Genomic DNA, 15647 nt, shown 5'->3' with positions numbered 1-15647 from the left:
TTATTAGTCTGACGCTTGTGCTAAGGCCTCCTGTGCAATGTGCTTGAATTCTAGCTATCAAAGCTAAGGGTAAATAGGAATTGGGCCAAGGGTACTTGACTATTCTAGCTTTACCTTTTCCCCTTCCTGGATTACCATACACTGACATCCTCTTAGTCAGCCGTCACTGATGAACTAACTGCAAAAGCCTGCAAGGAAAAATTATGTCTAATACCCACAACTTATTCACTATTCGTTTTTGGGGCGTCAGAGGTAGTATTGCCTGTCCAGGACCAGAAACAGTTCGGTATGGAGGCAACACACCTTGTATAGAGATGCGAGTTGGTCATGAGCGTCTAATTTTTGATGGTGGCACAGGGTTGCGAGTTTTGGGACAGTCTCTACTCAAGGAGATGCCGGTAGAAGCTCATCTATTTTTTACCCACTCTCATTGGGATCATATTCAGGGTTTCCCTTTCTTTACCCCTGCCTTTATTAAAAAGAATTGTTTCCATATTTATGGCACCTGCGCACCTAACGGTGCGACCATCGAGAATCGTCTAACTGATCAGATGACCCACCCAAATTTTCCAGTTCCCTTGCAAATTATGCAATCGAAAAAGAAGTTCTATAACCTTGAGATCGGAGAAACAGTCAAGATTGGTGAGATTACGGTAGAAAATGCGCCCTTGAACCATCCTGGTGAAGCCGTTGGCTATCGAGTTAACTGGCGAGGCTATTCAGCTGCCTACATCACTGACACAGAACATCTCGAAGAGGGTTTAGATAAAAATGTCCTGCGGCTGGCCCGTCATGCGGACGTGATGATTTACGACGCTGCCTACACTAATGAAGAATACTACTCTGAGGTATCAAGCAAAATGGGTTGGGGACATTCCACCTGGCAGGAAGCTATTAATGTTGCTCGAGCTGCTAATGCCAAAAAATTGGTTATCTTCCATCATGACCCCCTGCATAATGATGATGTTTTGGACCATATCGGAGAACAGGCTGTTAAGGAGTTTTCTAATACGATTATGGCGCGGGAAGGTCTGGAAATTGAGCTAGTGCAATCTTCTGGGTCACATCTGCTTGAGGTTAAGGATGGGAAAATGCCTCTGAGCAAAGTTTAATATAGCAATTTTCAAGGTCGTGAGGTACAAAATGCTGGGTTTTAGGGAGCAGGGAGTAGGGAGTAGGGAGTAGGGGGAAATAAATTGAATTTACCTCATAAGCATGAACAACAGTATGATCAACGCTATATCTAAAAATAAAATTGCCAATTACTAATTAACAATTAACTGTCATAAAATAACTGACTTGAAAAGTGATTAACTGTAATTAACATCACATGCTTCTTATAGTCATAGGCGGTCTTTTTAAAGTAAAGACCGCCTATAAAGTGCTGCTGATATTTTGTAAGCATTCAGCGGTCAGCGGTCAGCGGTCAGCGGTCAGCGGTCAGCGGTCAGCGGTCAGCGGTCAGTGGTCAGTGGTCAGTGGTCAGTGGTCAGCGGTCAGCGGTCAGCGGTCAGCGGTCAGCCGTCAGCTTCTTTTATTAAAAAGCTGTTTCCGTAGCTTGGCCAATAGCTGATACAAAATAGCTGATACCAAATAGCTGAATGCTGAATGCTGAATGCTGAATGCTGAATGCTTACTTATTTTATAGGCTGCAACTTTAGCTTGCTCAGAGACTTGGGGTGCTGCTTTTAGAGATGTTTGGAGAGATTCTAGCTGAGCCGATAGGTTTTGGTTTTGACTTTGGAGTGCTTCAACTAGCACAATTTCTTTCACCAGAACTTGAGGATTTCTGATGCTTGTGGATGGTTCAGAAGCATCAGAAGTATTCTTGATGCCATCGCGAATGGGGGTTCCACCCTTTGGCCGACTGCATCCCTTGGTGTAGCCTAAGAAAGTTTGAGCAGAGGCAAACTGATAGATTGCAGCTTTTACGTTTCTCTGCTGCCATCATATCCCTAGGTTTTCAAGCACTGGTTGCTGGGTAACTACTAACGGTTCCATTAACGGTTCCATAACTGTTATCGGTTTCTCCATGACCACGGTCCCAGAAACCTTCTTTGCCATCGGTACGCTGGCAGCATCAGCAAATTTTACTTCTTGATAAGCAACCACATTATCTAGCTTCTGTTGCTTCTGTGTGTTCAGCTCGGATGTTGAAACTTGTAGTTGTTGAATTAACTTTTCCTTTTCCTGAAGAGCTTGCTCGATAGTGTCTAACTCAGACTCAATGGTAGCTGACTTCCGGGAAGAGTCCTGCCACCCAGCTACAGTAGCATTAGATATACCTACTCCCAAACTGATTAACATCGCTAGTCCCAAGTAAGGAGCCGCCGCATCCTTGACCTTACCATGGAAAAATAGTTCATCTTGGATGCGGATGGTGAGGGACTCTTCACCAAATATGGCTACAGGTAAGGTGAAGATACAAAAGAGTGTAGTGGAAATGAATACTGGTGCCAAGATGAATTTTTGGATTGTAGATCCGTTCACAATTACTCCCTTAGGATAGCTACGTAGAACTTAATGACTAGTACCGCTGTGTGGCATTGAAACTCAAAAATGCCAAATAAAAAATGCCAAATAAAAACGCTCATCATGTCTGCTTTTCATTGGTTTTTAACAGTAGGTTTATAGCCAGCGTTTTGTCCTAGTTTGAAGCTCAGGGGTTTGCGATCGCCTCTGCGTTATGTTAGGGATTGGGTATACCTCATGTTTGATTTAAGTCCAATCCGAGGGCAACTCCATAACTTTCCTTAACTTTTAGTTATCGACTGCTCTTGGCCAGATCGGTAGATTATTTGTGTACGGAGCAAAAAGCAGGAAAATACCTGCTACGGGGCCTGTAATTTTACCTAGCCATTGAGTTCACGACCAGTACTAGAACTTGTTTAAGGTAAGCATTTAATCATGAACCAATCTACATTCGATAAATCTTTCCTGACACCAATCGTGTTATCAACAATTATCTTTGCTCTTCTGAGCTTGCCCATAGTTTTGCTCGGAGCAAAGCCGATCTGTATGAATCTCCTACAGAGTCGGATAGTTGATGGTAAACTGATGAATGCTGCGACGCGCTGATTAAGGACGACCTTGGTTGTCTATAGCAAAGGGAACAGGGAGTAGGGAGTAGGGAGTAGGGAACTTCAGATCAAAAATTCTCACAATTGATTTAGGATTCCTATATAGCAGTTCTCCCATGACAAAGAGCAAAAAATTAGGCCAAGGTTTCACTAAACTGCTTAGACCTGTCATAATCCTGATTATTTTGGGAATTCTGCTTGCCAGTGTGATCCTGTCCCAGTCTTGGGCACTACCAGCACTGACCCAGCACCCTGTGAAACTCACCCTATTGATGGGAGCGGGGGAATTTTCCTATTGGCAGGAACTACTGGTCAAGAATTTTGAGGCAGAGAATCCAGATATTCAAATGGAACTGATCGAAGGACCATTAAACTCTGACTTAACAGAAGACCTCTATACGTCGGCTTTCATTTTAGGAAACTCACCCTATGACCTGATTAACATGGACGTGATTTGGGCTCCTAAATTTGCCGCTGCAGGGTGGTTACTAGACCTATCAGACCGGGTTACTAAGGAGTATTTAAAGGAATTTCTGGATAAAGCAGTTGATTCAGGACGCTACCAGGGGAAACTATACCGCATACCATTCCGTTCCGATGGTGGTATGCTTTACTATCGTAAGGATTTGCTAGAGCAAGCTGGATTCCAAGCCCCAAAAACTTTTGAGCAGTTGGTCAGCATTTCCCAACAATTGCAGGAAAACCATGATCCAAAATGGGGCTATCTTTGGCAAGGTCGTCAATATGAAGGGTTGTCAGCCATGTTTGTGGAGATACTTGCAGGCTTTGGTGGTTTCTGGGTTGACCCGGAAACCTTGGAAGTGGGTTTGGATAAACCGGAAGCGATTCAAGCTGTAGAGTTTCTGCGCAGCACCATCAAACAAGGGATTTCACCCCCTGGTGTCACTACCTATCGGGAAGAAGAAACACGACTGTTGTTTCAAAATGGGGATGCGGTATTTCTGAGGAATTGGCCCTATGTTTGGTCATTAGCAAATCAAGAGGGTTCAAACGTCAAAGGCAAGATTGGCATTAGCCCTATGGTTCATGGTCCTGGTGGCAAACCTGGTTCTTGCTTAGGAGGTTGGGGTTTGGGAATTGCTAAATCTTCCAAACATCCTGAGGAAGCCTGGAGGGCTATTGACTATTTCACCAGTGAGAAAGCCCAGCGTCGGTATACTCTGGAAACTGGCTATCTGCCAACCCGACGGAAGCTGTTTGCAGACCCAGAGATTGTTGAGAAATATCCCTACTATCCAAAATTGCTAGAGGTGTTAGAGGGCTCTGTGTTGCGTCCACCAGTTGCCCAATATTCCCAGGTATCGGATATTTTACAACGGTACCTCAACGCTGTGCTAACTAATCCCAAACTCAGTGCTGAAAAAATGATGAAAGCAGCAGCTGATGAAACTCGTAGGCTGTTGTCGGTAGAAGGAAGAATTAAGAATGAAGAATGAAGAATTAAGAATTAAGAATTAAGAATTAAGAATTAAGAATTAAGAATTAAGAATTAAGAATGAAAACTGATCCGATAGCAGCACAGGAGCAAAGGACAGGGTGGCTGTTGGTAACACCAGCATTGTTACTACTCCTGCTAGTCTATGGCTATCCTATTTTGCGTTCGTTCTGGTTAAGTTTGTTCACTAAGAACCTAGGGACACAGCTACAACCGGTCTTTTCTGGTCTGAATAATTATGGGCGAATGATGGGGGATGGTCGCTTCTGGCACAGTCTCTGGAATACTGTGATTTTCACTTCAGTATCTGTTGCTCTGGAACTGGTGCTAGGAATTGCGATCGCATTAATTTTGAATCAAACCTTTAAAGGACGGGGTATTGTGCGCACCATCGCCATCCTGCCTTGGGCATTGCCAACTGCTTTGATCGGTCTAGTCTGGGCTTGGATGTTTAATGACCAGTTTGGGGTTTGGAATGATATCTTACTGCGTCTAGGTATTATTGAAGACGGAATCAACTGGCTAGGATACCCTACAACAGCGATGATGGCAGTGATTGCCGCAGACGTTTGGAAAACTACACCCTTCATCAGCATCTTACTCCTAGCTGGCTTGCAGTCTATTCCCCAAGACCTATACGAAGCCCATGCCCTAGACGGTGCTACACCCTGGCAAAGTTTCAAGCAAATTACTCTACCGCTATTGACGCCCCAAATCCTAATTTCCCTACTGTTCCGCTTTGCCCAAGCATTCGGAGTCTTCGACCTGATCAAAGTGATGACTGGAGGTGGTCCCGGAGGAGCGACAGAAGTTGTATCTCTCTACATCTATACCACTGTTATGGATTATCTAGACTTTGGTTATGGTGCTGCCCTTGTGGTAGTAACCTTTTTGATACTGGTAACCACGGTGGTAATTATAGCGCTAAGCTCACGGAACTAATGACTACTATTCCTAACTCATCATCTCCTCAACCCAAAACAAAACAAATTAACATTATCAAACCAATCATCCTCCCCCTAGGAATCATCTTATTGGTCATTTTCTGCCTAGCACCACTCCTTTGGCAATTCCTCACCTCCCTCAAAGTTAACCAAGATATCTCTTCCCTTCCTAATATTTATTTCCCTAGGCGATATACACTTGACCACTATATAAACTTATTTACCCTGCGCCCCCTAGTTCACTATATTTTCAACAGCGCCTTTGTATCAATTGCTTCTACACTATTGTGTTTAGGGATAGGAACTCCCGCTGCTTACGCCTTAGCACGGTTAACCCTAAGGGGAGAAAAAATCATCCTTGCCGGGATTATAATTATTACCTTATTTCCCTTTATTTTGATATTCCTAGGACTCCTGGAAATTATCCAGATTCTTCAACTAGGAAATAATTATTTAAGCCTCATTGTTTCCTATACAGCTATCAACCTTCCTCTCACCCTATTAGTGATGCGAAGTTTTTTTCAACAGCTACCGCGAGAGCTAGAAGATGCTGCTAAAGTAGATGGCTATAGCACCTGGCAAATGCTAATCCAAATTTTGTTACCCCTAACCGTTCCAGCTTTAGTAACCACAGGAATACTTACCTTTATTTTTGCTTGGAATGAATTTATTTTAGCCCTCACTTTCATTAGCCAAGAATCCATGAAAACCCTTCCCGTTGCTGCCGCTCAGTTAAGTGGTTCTATAGGGAAAGAGATTCCCTACGGTGCGATTGCTGCTATGACAGTTATAGGAACATTTCCCCTAGTGGTATTAGTAATGTTTTTCCAAGGTAAAATTGTCCAAGGTTTAACATCGGGAGCAGTTAAGGGTTAAGGGTTAAGGGTTGAAGGTTGGAAGGTTGAAGGTTGAAGGTTTGGAGGGTTGGAGGTTGAAGGTTGGAGGTTAGAGGTTTAAGGTTGAAGGTTTAAAGTTTAAGGTTTAAGGTTGGAGGGTTGGAGGGTTCGAGGGTTCGAGGGTTGGAGGTTTGGAGGTTGTTCGCCCTTAGGGTTCTTTGTAGGGTAGGTTTTAATACCAAGTTGGGGTCAAACCTACAACTTTCTCTTCCGCCAATCTCCCCATCTCCCCATCTCCCCATCTCCCTATCTCCCTATCTCCCTATCTCCCTATCCAAGCAATCTACTCTCTTTGAATGCAACTCGGTATAAGATTGAATTTTTTAAGATTGAATTTTTTAAGTGTGGAAGACTATGGGAACGATAAAACGATTTGAAGAAATTCAGGGATGGCAGACAGCACGGGAGTTAACAAGGTTGGTTTACGCACTGTCAAAGGAGGGAGAGTTTTCCCGTGATTTTGGTTTGTGCAACCAGATGCGTCGTGCAGCGGTTTCTATCATGTCAAATATTGCTGAGGGCTTTGAGAGTCGGACACAACGTCTTTTTATTGAGTTCTTAGGTCGAGCTAAAGGCTCTGCGGGTGAACTACGTTCTCAAGCCTATGTTGCTCTTGATGCTGGTTACATTCATCAATCTCAGTTTACACAACTATTTGATCTATGTCAGAAGTGTAGCCGACAAATTACAGGCTTCATGGCATATCTGAAAACCTACCCTGATCAAAACCGACTCCGCGAGGACGAAGGAAATTATCGTATTGATTGACAGTTTTGAAACTCGACTCCCCTAAGATCGTTTCTCTTTACATCTGAATTGTAAACATTGATGGGTAGATGGAACGAGAGTATAATTTTCCCGCGAATTTTGCCTAATTGCAAAAGCCATCTAGCGCGGTCTTGGGGAGGCAGTGCCGTATGGCGGAAGTAATGCGATCGCGCTTTTCCCCACACACCTCCAAAACCATCAACCATCAACCATCAACCAGCTAACCTCCAAACCTCCCAACCTCCCAACCTCCCAACCTCCCAACCTCCCAACCTCCCAACCTTGGCCTATTGGCCACGCTACGCGAACAACCTTCAACCTTCAACCTCCAAACCTCCCAACCTCCCAACCTCCCAACCTCCCAACCTCCCAACCTTCAACCTCCCAACCTCCCAACCTTCAACCTCCAAACCTTGGCCTATTGGCCACGCTACGCGAACAACCTTCAACCAAATAACCTCCAAACCTCCAAATGGTATGCCTAAACTACAGCTACATAATATTAATAAAATCTACAAGACTAACAAGGGTAACGTCATCCCAGTTAAAGACATTAGCTTAGAGGTGGATGAAGGAGAATTTCTGACCCTACTTGGGCCATCGGGATGTGGTAAATCTACGATGCTGCGACTCATTGCTGGATTAGAGCAACCCACCCATGGCAAAGTAATTATCAATGGACGGGATGTTACTCATGTCAGACCAGGCGATCGCAATATCGCTATGGTTTTCCAAAGCTATGCTCTCTATCCTCATATGACCGTATATGACAATATGGCAGCTAGTCTGAAACTCCATAAAGTCCCTTCTGACCAAATTCAGAGCCTGGTGCAGGAGGTAGCGAATAAACTGGGACTGGAAAATTTGATGGAGCGTAAGCCTAGTCAGCTATCTGGTGGTCAGCGGCAGCGGGTGGCTCTGGGCAGGGCATTGGTGCGCCAACCGGCTGTGTTTTTGTTGGACGAACCTCTAAGTAATTTGGATGCTTTGCTGCGAGAGCAAGTTAGGGCAGATTTGAAGCAGCTATTTGTTGCTCAAAAGGCACCGGTGGTTTATGTGACTCATGACCAAACGGAAGCGATGACCCTCTCAACTAAGATTGCGGTGTTATCTGAGGGTAAGCTGCAACAGCTAGATACACCCCAGGGCATTTACAACCAGCCAGCAAATCAGTTTGTGGCTAGTTTTGTCGGTTCTCCCCAAATGAATTTACTGACACTTCACTGTCAGGGGAATTATGCCCTCTTGGGTCAGGTCAAAATTTCTTTGCCAAATTTGCCTCAAGTTCCGCCACAGATTGTTCTAGGTATCCGTCCAGAAGATCTGGCTCTAGCTCAACCTGAGGATAAATATAGGATTGAGGGTCGAATCTACCTGGTGGAAAATCTAGGGATGCATAATTTAATTAGTGTTCGAGTTAAGGGGTCAGACTCTCTCAGCATCCGAGCCTTATTACCAAATAATTTAACTTGGGAAACAGAAGAGGTTACCCTGGCTATACCACCCCAGTCGATTCACTGGTTTGATAGTGAAACATGTGTTCGCTTAGCGTCTCTTTAGAGAATCGCGTAGCGGCTCTTTGAGAGCATTGCATTTTACCCTAACTTTACCGAGTATAGCAGAAACAATTAGCTAAAAATATTAAGAAATATGTAGAAAATGTAGCCCTAGCAAGGAGAGGGCAGCGACCAGAGGAGAGTAATGTAAACAATGTTTATATTTTGACAGTGAAAACTAATCTTGATAAACTAAATAGGGTATAATTAATGATGATTGTAATCAAGTTACAGTGACATCAACTCGTAAATGCTATCTAGTCTAAAGCTAGATAGGGTTAAACGCGATCGCTAAACCGTAAGCTAAACCATAAACTTAGTTTCGACCAAACCCCATTATTAATTAATCATTCTTTAAAGGGAGGGCAAAATGTCCCCAAACCCCCTGACTGTTATTGTCAAGATCAAGCCTGGAGAAGAGCCAGCTCTAAAATCAATTCTCGAAGCCATTGACTCGGATCCAGCAAATAATCCCTATGTTCGCTTTCCTGAGAGCCGTAACACCCACTTGGCGCGTTTTGCCATCCTCAATGATCCTGATAATGGACCGCGCTTGCTCTTTTCCAGCAATTATGATGGTGAATTAGATAGCTACCTAAATGAAATAATTCAGATATCACCAGGAATGGATAGCCTATGGGAAAAATGCCAAGGCTATACCGGCAAGCCACAATTCTCTGAGTTTATTAACCAACACTCCTATCAGCCCGAAGCCTTCTACATCGCCTTTCGTAATGAAACAGTCGAAAGCCTCAAGAACTACATCGCAATTCGGAAACATATTGAAAATTTCTTAAATCTCAAGGATGTAGCTAACTACCTAGATTGTTCAGGAGTCAAGCCATTTTTAGATAAAGTTGCCCAGGTTTCTCAAACTAATACTTGGTGGGAAGTTGTGGGATTGAATGGATTAAAGATCTTGAGAGGATTGGTAGATATGGTTCAATATCCCTTGAACCTAATTCGCGAAATCCTGTTGGTTATAATAAATTTTCTGGCTAGCATACTGGGCAAACCGGAAAATAGAAGTGAAATTGGACAATATACTAGTGTGAAAGCTGATCTCGCTCAAAGTCAGCTTCTGGCCAACGCAGAAGATCGTTTTGTCCAGAACTCAATGAATCACCTTGTAGACATTAAGCCTGAGCGAATCAAGCGTCTGAAGATAGTATTATTTCTAGTTAATTGGGCTGGACAATATCTATTTCCACCAGCATCCCTAGTTAATATCACTACAATTCATTTTGCCCGTTGGCTGATTATTGATGAAGGGAAGCGTTTACTATTTTTAAGTAATTATGATGGCTCCTGGGATAATTATCTGAATGATTTTGTTGATCGAGCCAGCGACGGATTAAACTCCATTTGGAACAATACAATGACTTATCCAGAGGGAGGCGCTCAGGATATTGGGGCGTTCAAACAATATTTCCGAGATTACCAAACCCCATCCCTATTCTACTACAGTGCCTATCCTGAGCAAACTGTCCAAACTAGTTTGAGAGACCAACAAATTAGCAAAATGATCGGGACAAATTTTAATAGAGCTGCGATTGAGGAATGGTTAAAACTGCTCTAACGGTTTGTTTATAACAGTTTGTTGATAGATCTACTGAATAGAATAATTAATCGTCAGCTGGATGCAGCGATAACTCAGAGATAACTCTGTAACTCTAAACCCAGAAACGAGGGAAGTGACCATGTTAGAATTAACCCCAGAAGCACGGGAAGATATTCAGGGAATTATATTGAGTGGTTATGGGCATCTGCGCTATGCCTTATATTTATTTGTTCAAATCAAGAACCCTAAACAAGCTCAGGCATGGTTAAACACTATTATCCCGGAAATCACTACAGGTAAATTGTGGCCAAAACGACCAGATGGAACCACCGAAAAACCTGAATATACCTTGAATATTGCCTTTACCCACAAAGGATTGCAAGCTCTTAACCTACCACAGCACACTCTCGAAACATTTTCCAGGGAATTAATCGAAGGGATAGCTACTTCAAAACGTTCTCGTATATTAGGAGATACGGCAGAAAGCGCTCCAGATCAATGGGATGTCGGTGGAGCAAATAATGAAGAGATTCATATGCTGTTGATCCTTTATGGATTAGACCCCGAAAGCCTCGCCCAGCGGCGCAACCAATTGCTTCAAGATCAAGACGATAGTCTAGTGGTTGTGGCAGAAGAGCCTGGGTTTAGAGCTCCTAGTAATAAGGAGCATTTTGGCTTTAACGACAGTATTTCCCAGCCGATCATTGAGGGGACTCGAAACAACCAAAACCCTAATCAAGATGTGGTTAAGACTGGAGAGTTTATCCTGGGCTATCCAAATCAATACGATTTCTTGCCTGCGACCCCATCTGTGCCAGTAGACCAGGATAGTGATAACATCTTGCCCAGTTTTCCAGGTACAGAGCTGTCAGAGTTCAAAGATTTCGGACGTCATGGAACTTACCTGGTATACCGGAAGCTAGCCCAGGATGTAGCTGGCTTTTGGCAATATATTGCCCAACAAGGACATGATGGCGAAGGTTGTCCCCATGCTCCAACCATGAGCTTGCTTGCCGCTAAATTAGTAGGACGTTGGCCCAGTGGTACCCCTCTAGTGCTTGCCCCAGACCAGGATAACCCAGAGATTCAGGATAAGAATCAGTTCAAGTACTTACCAGAAGATAAGGAGGGTTATCGTTGCCCCATCGGTGCTCACATCCGTCGTAGCAACCCCAGAGATTCCTTTCTAGATGCCACCCCAGAGGATTCCTTTAAACTATCCAATCGGCATCGGATTATTCGACGGGGGGCTATTTACGGAGAACCTCTATTCCCCATCGATGATATCGAAAACGGTCAGTTGCCTGTGGATATCGAGGATGATGGCAAGCCCCGGGGACTACATTTCTTCAGTATTAATGCTAACATTAGGCGTCAATTTGAGTTTCTTCAGGAAACTTGGTGTAACAATCCTCGATTTAACAGTTTATATGATAACAAAGACCCGATCATCGGAGATAATGACGGTTCTGGTCATATGACCATTCAGCGTTCACTGATTCGTAAACGAATTAATAACCTACCTCGATTTGTAACCGTCAAGGGGGGTGGATACTTTTTTATGCCAAGTATCACCGCCATGCAATTTATGGTTAATTGTGGTTAAATTGTCCAATGCCAGACCTGTTCAAAACTACTATAGTGCATCTAAATAGTGCATCTAAACTATGATTCCATTTGCTCTAACCTTTGCAGCAGTTTTTTCTCTGGGAATTGGGTTGATCTCCGTGTTAACCGTAATGCCTCAGCTCGGTAAGCTAGGCAAGACTATCTCTGAGTTTTTTATCCAAGCCCCTGGGCTGGACATGATCTTATCAGTGATAGTATGGATTCCTTGGGTGATCAGTGGACTACTTGTAGGCTGGATGGGGGTTTTGGCTGCCCTAGTGGGTCAAATACTAGCGCTACAGTTGTGGATTGTTGCTCATGAATTAGTCCATTCTGAGGCAGTAAAAGGACCGAGAATTGTTAGCTACCTCAATCAGCGGTTTGGCTGGTGGCGAAACCACTTGGCATTATGGGTGACAGCGGTCAGTCTGCCAGTGTTTTTTTTGATTCGCCTTGCTGAAATAGCCTTGTATCCATTCCTAATCTGGTTACTGGGCTTCCCAAGTTACAAGCACAATGAATGGGTCAATGTCAGTCGCCAGAAGTTTGAAGGCTTAGTTGGTCATGATCTGATTTGGTGCCTTTACTGTGACTGGATGACTGGGGTGTATTCCCTTGGTGCTGAAATGTTGAGGAATGTCGAATCTTTCTGGTGTCCGATCCGCTTTTACAATGACAAAAAGTGCGAGAACTGTCGGCTCGATTTCCCAGATATCGATGGCGGTTGGGTTGCCAAAGACGGAACCATGGCAGACGTTGTACAAACAATAGAAGACAATATGCCTAGCGATCGCCAATGGACATGGTTTGGTCACCCAGATCGAGGGAATAGGGAATAGGGAATAGGGAATAGGGAATAGGGAGTAGGGACTCCCAACTCCCGACTCCCTACTTCGGCAAGACGTCTAGGGGAAAAATCGAGAAAAATTCTTCTGTTGTCGGTTCTTTATGGGGGACATTATTCAGTCGGTTTCGTAGCCGAGAAATTAACTCGTAAACCTGCTTGCGAGGACGGTTAATTCCCCCTAAAGGTCTATGCTCTGGTAGAGAATGCCATGGGGTGTAGGACAAATTCTCACAAAATTTGATTTGCTCAGGAGATTCAAAAGCCTGAGCAGGAATCTTGAGAGTAGCTACTTTTTGATAGGGTGATTTCCAATCGATGGTGGGGTCTTCAATTGGCATCTTATCAGCATCGGTCTGAAACTGAATTAAGAAATCAAAGCAAGCTTCTTTATTGTTGAGATGTTCTCGGATTGCGTCGCGGAGATAGTTTTCTGTTTTAGGAATCGACTTAGAACTAGTTGAGATATTATCAGGAGAAGGCTTCAGGGAAAATTTAATCGCTCCTGACCCATATTTGTATGGAGTTGTACTCCAATATTGAGATTCTAATGGACTGCGAATCTTAGACAACCGAATCCGTAGTCCGATCTGGATCTCACGCCAGCGCCATTTAAATGGATTAAGTCCAGTTATGAAAAACTTTATGGGATTCCGGCTTCCAGAACGTTCAATTTCTGCAAAAAACTCAATGTAGTCTTTGGCATTGCGAACTACGAAAAGGGGGTGGTCTATTAGCAAAAAGTCTTGGGTTTCTTCATATTTTTCATCCTCCAAGACTTTGTCTCCTGGTACACCCATCAGTTTAACCGCCATACCATGGGCATCACCTTTGGTATCCTTCTGCTCACTGAAATTTGAAAAGCGAATACAAGCGGGGAAACGCTTTCCTGGTTCTTTAAAAATACCTACTCTAATCTTGTCATCGTTAGGGAGGTTAGGGTCAATGATAAATTCTCCTCTAACACAACCATGAGCTTTGGGATGTTCTCCCCGTTTTACAGGAGGATGTTTGTCAATAAGTCGTTCACTGATTTGAGCAATTTCACGAGTAGCTTCTTCTTCATCCGGCGGTACGTTTTCTTGACCAATTTCTAATTTAGTCATCGCTGTCGCCTCTTTTACTCCTTTGGCTTTTTAGTATTATAGCATCAGGGTAGGGAATAGGGAGTAGGGAGTAGGGAGTAGGGAGTAGGGAGTAGGGAGTAGGGAGTAGGGAGTAGTATTTAGTTTTATCGTTTGTTTTTTAAGTATTTAGTTTTTAGGTGGGCAGTGTCTAGTAATTTCATTGGCTTGCTAATCTAATCTCTCTCAACCACTGCCCACCCTAGGTTAGCTTACTACGTTAATGGTTAAGCAATGCTTAACCAAGTAGTAGCAAAGAAGTTATCTGTATTATTCCAAAGTTCAACTAGATCAGACTGAGCATCACCATTTACATCGGTAACTAAGTAATCAGTATCGACTCGAAAGTCCCCTACTTGTGTATTACTGCCGAGGCTAAATCCACCCAGACCATCACTAATCCAAGTCGCAGCAAAGAAATTATCTGTATTATTCCAAAGTTCAACTAGATCAGACTGAGCATCACCATTTACATCGGTAACTAAGTAATCAGTATCGACTCGAAAGTCCCCTACTTGTGTATTACTGCCGAGGCTAAATCCACCCAGACCATCACTAATCCAAGTCGCAGCAAAGAAATTATCTGTATTATTCCAAAGTTCGACTAGATCAGACTGAGCATCACCATTTACATCGGTGACTAAGTAATCAGTATCGACTCGAAAGTCCCCTACTCTGGTATTACCGCCGAAATCAAATTCACCCTGACCATCACTAATCCAAGTCGCAGCAAAGAAACTATCTGTATCATTCCAAAGCTCGACTAGATCAGACTCACCATCGCCATTTACATCGGTGACTAAGTAATTAGTATCGACTCGAAAGTCCCCTACTCTGGTATTACCGCCGAAGTCAAAATCACCCTGACCATCACTAATCCAAGTCGCAGCAAAGAAACTATCTGTATCATTCCAAAGCTCGACTAGATCAGACTCACCATCGCCATTTACATCGGTGACTAAGTAATTAGTATCGACTCGAAAGTCCCCTACTCTGGTATTACCGCCGAAGTTAAATCCACCCTGACCATTACTAATCCAAGTAGCAGCAAAGAAACTATCTGTATCATTCCAAAGCTCGACTAGATCAGACTGACCATCGCCATTTACATCGGTAACTAAGTAATCAGTATCGACTCGAAAGTCCCCGACTTGAGTTGTTGAACCTAGAGAAAACATTTAACTTGCACTCCTGTCATATGATTGACACGCTAAATACAGTACGGCAATCGTACTTTGATACTCCCCGCTCTCAAAAAACGGGGATTCTTGGCTCACGGATTCGACTTGCTATGACAGGTTTACACCAACCACAGTAGAGGTCAAATCTCCGCCAGTGTTTAGATATCTAATCCTGTTCCGGTGTGGCACACCGTGTTTGATAGATGACCAACACATTTATATAATCTCGAATTGAATCTAGATTTCATAGTACCCTTAAGGGTACCTTTTTCTTTAATAAAAATTAAGTTAAGTTAATTTACGGCGGTTTGCATAATTAAGAAGTACAGTAACAATCAGGAGCAAAGCAGTTACGAAAATCTTAAGGTGCGCTTGACCCATTAAGAATTAAATTCGCCACGGGTCGCACCTGTGGATAGATAACAGAATGGCTATTCGTAAAAACTTATAGAAATTATCATAGCTATGAGGTACACAATTTCTACATTTTAGGGAACAGGGAATAGGGAGATAGGGAGATAGGGAGATAGGGAGATAGGGAGATAGGGAGATAGGGAGATAGGGAGATAGGGAGATAGGGAGATAGGGAGATAGGGAGATAGGGAGATAGGGAGATAGGGAGATAGGGA

The 15647-nt window shown here is 43.4% G+C and carries 18 protein-coding genes; 12 read left to right on the top strand and 6 right to left on the bottom strand.

The window, feature by feature from the left end; translation table 11 throughout:
* The first annotated feature begins 203 nt into the window (after positions 1 to 203).
* Positions 204 to 1112: an MBL fold metallo-hydrolase gene (locus F6K57_RS19740; RefSeq protein ID WP_293039572.1), complete on the top strand. Its 909-nt coding sequence runs from the start codon at positions 204 to 206 to the stop codon at positions 1110 to 1112.
* A gap of 291 nt (positions 1113 to 1403) precedes the next feature.
* Entirely contained in the window at positions 1404 to 1541 is a 138-nt protein-coding gene (locus F6K57_RS42080) for a hypothetical protein (RefSeq protein ID WP_364303576.1), read from the top strand.
* A gap of 406 nt (positions 1542 to 1947) precedes the next feature.
* On the opposite strand, the gene F6K57_RS19730 is transcribed toward F6K57_RS42080, so the two are convergent.
* Positions 1948 to 2490, bottom strand: coding sequence for a hypothetical protein (locus F6K57_RS19730; RefSeq protein ID WP_293025880.1), 543 nt, complete (start codon positions 2488 to 2490; stop codon positions 1948 to 1950).
* Positions 2491 to 2907: 417 nt separating this feature from the next.
* Between F6K57_RS19730 and F6K57_RS19725 the strand changes: the two genes are divergently transcribed.
* The gene (locus tag F6K57_RS19725; protein WP_293070097.1) at positions 2908 to 3078 is read left to right on the top strand and encodes a hypothetical protein; all 171 of its coding nucleotides are present in this window, start codon (positions 2908 to 2910) and stop codon (positions 3076 to 3078) included.
* Here F6K57_RS19725 and F6K57_RS19720 read toward each other — a convergent pair whose 3' ends face one another.
* On the bottom strand, positions 3079 to 3252 hold the full coding sequence (locus F6K57_RS19720; protein WP_293070095.1) for a hypothetical protein: 174 nt from the start codon (positions 3250 to 3252) through the stop codon (positions 3079 to 3081).
* 13 nt (positions 3253 to 3265) lie between these two features.
* Between F6K57_RS19720 and F6K57_RS19715 the strand changes: the two genes are divergently transcribed.
* From F6K57_RS19715 to F6K57_RS19705, 3 genes are read left to right on the top strand one after another with little or no spacing between them, the layout of a single operon-like run.
* Positions 3266 to 4537 (top strand): ABC transporter substrate-binding protein, encoded by a 1272-nt coding sequence (locus F6K57_RS19715; RefSeq protein ID WP_293070093.1) that lies wholly within the window; start codon positions 3266 to 3268, stop codon positions 4535 to 4537.
* Positions 4538 to 4596: 59 nt separating this feature from the next.
* Positions 4597 to 5478: a sugar ABC transporter permease gene (locus tag F6K57_RS19710; RefSeq protein ID WP_293070091.1), complete on the top strand. Its 882-nt coding sequence runs from the start codon at positions 4597 to 4599 to the stop codon at positions 5476 to 5478.
* On the top strand, positions 5478 to 6356 hold the full coding sequence (locus F6K57_RS19705; RefSeq protein WP_293070089.1) for a carbohydrate ABC transporter permease: 879 nt from the start codon (positions 5478 to 5480) through the stop codon (positions 6354 to 6356). Before F6K57_RS19710 ends, F6K57_RS19705 begins: the two co-directional genes overlap by 1 nt.
* A gap of 91 nt (positions 6357 to 6447) precedes the next feature.
* On the opposite strand, the gene F6K57_RS19700 is transcribed toward F6K57_RS19705, so the two are convergent.
* Complete coding sequence (locus tag F6K57_RS19700) at positions 6448 to 6618, bottom strand: hypothetical protein (RefSeq protein WP_293070087.1); 171 nt, start codon at positions 6616 to 6618, stop codon at positions 6448 to 6450.
* A gap of 112 nt (positions 6619 to 6730) precedes the next feature.
* Between F6K57_RS19700 and F6K57_RS19695 the strand changes: the two genes are divergently transcribed.
* A complete protein-coding gene (locus F6K57_RS19695; protein WP_293070085.1) occupies positions 6731 to 7144 on the top strand; it encodes a four helix bundle protein in 414 nt (137 codons plus the stop codon).
* Here the strand turns inward: F6K57_RS19695 and F6K57_RS19690 are convergent.
* On the bottom strand, positions 7129 to 7350 hold the full coding sequence (locus F6K57_RS19690) for a hypothetical protein (RefSeq protein WP_293070083.1): 222 nt from the start codon (positions 7348 to 7350) through the stop codon (positions 7129 to 7131). The genes F6K57_RS19695 and F6K57_RS19690 overlap by 16 nt on opposite strands.
* Positions 7351 to 7434: 84 nt before the next feature.
* Here F6K57_RS19690 and F6K57_RS19685 point away from each other — a divergent pair, with 84 nt between their 5' ends.
* The 5 genes from F6K57_RS19685 (at position 7435) to F6K57_RS19665 (ending at position 12708) form a co-directional block, all read left to right on the top strand.
* On the top strand, positions 7435 to 7629 hold the full coding sequence (locus tag F6K57_RS19685) for a hypothetical protein (protein WP_293070081.1): 195 nt from the start codon (positions 7435 to 7437) through the stop codon (positions 7627 to 7629).
* Positions 7622 to 8704, top strand: coding sequence for an ABC transporter ATP-binding protein (locus F6K57_RS19680; protein WP_293070079.1), 1083 nt, complete (start codon positions 7622 to 7624; stop codon positions 8702 to 8704). The genes F6K57_RS19685 and F6K57_RS19680 overlap by 8 nt, the downstream gene beginning before the upstream one ends.
* A 366-nt stretch (positions 8705 to 9070) precedes the next feature.
* On the top strand, positions 9071 to 10279 hold the full coding sequence (locus tag F6K57_RS19675; RefSeq protein ID WP_293070077.1) for a hypothetical protein: 1209 nt from the start codon (positions 9071 to 9073) through the stop codon (positions 10277 to 10279).
* 121 nt (positions 10280 to 10400) lie between these two features.
* Positions 10401 to 11867, top strand: coding sequence for a hypothetical protein (locus F6K57_RS19670; protein WP_293070075.1), 1467 nt, complete (start codon positions 10401 to 10403; stop codon positions 11865 to 11867).
* A 61-nt stretch (positions 11868 to 11928) separates the two neighbouring features.
* Positions 11929 to 12708, top strand: a complete 780-nt coding sequence (locus tag F6K57_RS19665) for a hypothetical protein (protein ID WP_293070073.1) — start codon at positions 11929 to 11931, stop codon at positions 12706 to 12708.
* 49 nt (positions 12709 to 12757) lie between these two features.
* Here F6K57_RS19665 and F6K57_RS19660 read toward each other — a convergent pair whose 3' ends face one another.
* Positions 12758 to 13819, bottom strand: a complete 1062-nt coding sequence (locus tag F6K57_RS19660) for a catalase family protein (RefSeq protein WP_293070071.1) — start codon at positions 13817 to 13819, stop codon at positions 12758 to 12760.
* Positions 13820 to 14064: 245 nt separating this feature from the next.
* Entirely contained in the window at positions 14065 to 15015 is a 951-nt protein-coding gene (locus F6K57_RS19655) for a hypothetical protein (protein WP_293070069.1), read from the bottom strand.
* Between the last annotated feature and the right edge of the window lie 632 nt (positions 15016 to 15647).

Source organism: Moorena sp. SIO4A5, from assembly GCF_010672005.1.
Taxonomy (GTDB): Bacteria; Cyanobacteriota; Cyanobacteriia; order Cyanobacteriales; family Coleofasciculaceae; genus Moorena.
The sequence above is the reverse complement of the archived record's forward strand: the minus strand, read 5'-3'. Positions and strand labels throughout refer to the sequence as shown.

Excerpts from the sequence above, each read along its gene's own strand:
- F6K57_RS19655 (WP_293070069.1), bottom strand. The coding sequence starts at position 15,015 with ATGTTTTCTCTAGGTTCAACAACTCAAGTCGGGGACTTTCGAGTCGAT.
- F6K57_RS19740 (WP_293039572.1), top strand. The coding sequence starts at position 204 with ATGTCTAATACCCACAACTTATTCACTATTCGTTTTTGGGGCGTCAGA.
- F6K57_RS19660 (WP_293070071.1), bottom strand. The coding sequence starts at position 13,819 with ATGACTAAATTAGAAATTGGTCAAGAAAACGTACCGCCGGATGAAGAA.
- F6K57_RS19725 (WP_293070097.1), top strand. The coding sequence starts at position 2,908 with ATGAACCAATCTACATTCGATAAATCTTTCCTGACACCAATCGTGTTA.
- F6K57_RS19690 (WP_293070083.1), bottom strand. The coding sequence starts at position 7,350 with ATGGTTGATGGTTTTGGAGGTGTGTGGGGAAAAGCGCGATCGCATTAC.
- F6K57_RS19680 (WP_293070079.1), top strand. The coding sequence starts at position 7,622 with ATGCCTAAACTACAGCTACATAATATTAATAAAATCTACAAGACTAAC.
- F6K57_RS19710 (WP_293070091.1), top strand. The coding sequence starts at position 4,597 with ATGAAAACTGATCCGATAGCAGCACAGGAGCAAAGGACAGGGTGGCTG.
- F6K57_RS19675 (WP_293070077.1), top strand. The coding sequence starts at position 9,071 with ATGTCCCCAAACCCCCTGACTGTTATTGTCAAGATCAAGCCTGGAGAA.
- F6K57_RS19705 (WP_293070089.1), top strand. The coding sequence starts at position 5,478 with ATGACTACTATTCCTAACTCATCATCTCCTCAACCCAAAACAAAACAA.
- F6K57_RS19720 (WP_293070095.1), bottom strand. The coding sequence starts at position 3,252 with ATGACAGGTCTAAGCAGTTTAGTGAAACCTTGGCCTAATTTTTTGCTC.
- F6K57_RS19700 (WP_293070087.1), bottom strand. The coding sequence starts at position 6,618 with ATGGGGAGATGGGGAGATGGGGAGATTGGCGGAAGAGAAAGTTGTAGG.
- F6K57_RS19695 (WP_293070085.1), top strand. The coding sequence starts at position 6,731 with ATGGGAACGATAAAACGATTTGAAGAAATTCAGGGATGGCAGACAGCA.
- F6K57_RS19670 (WP_293070075.1), top strand. The coding sequence starts at position 10,401 with ATGTTAGAATTAACCCCAGAAGCACGGGAAGATATTCAGGGAATTATA.
- F6K57_RS19665 (WP_293070073.1), top strand. The coding sequence starts at position 11,929 with ATGATTCCATTTGCTCTAACCTTTGCAGCAGTTTTTTCTCTGGGAATT.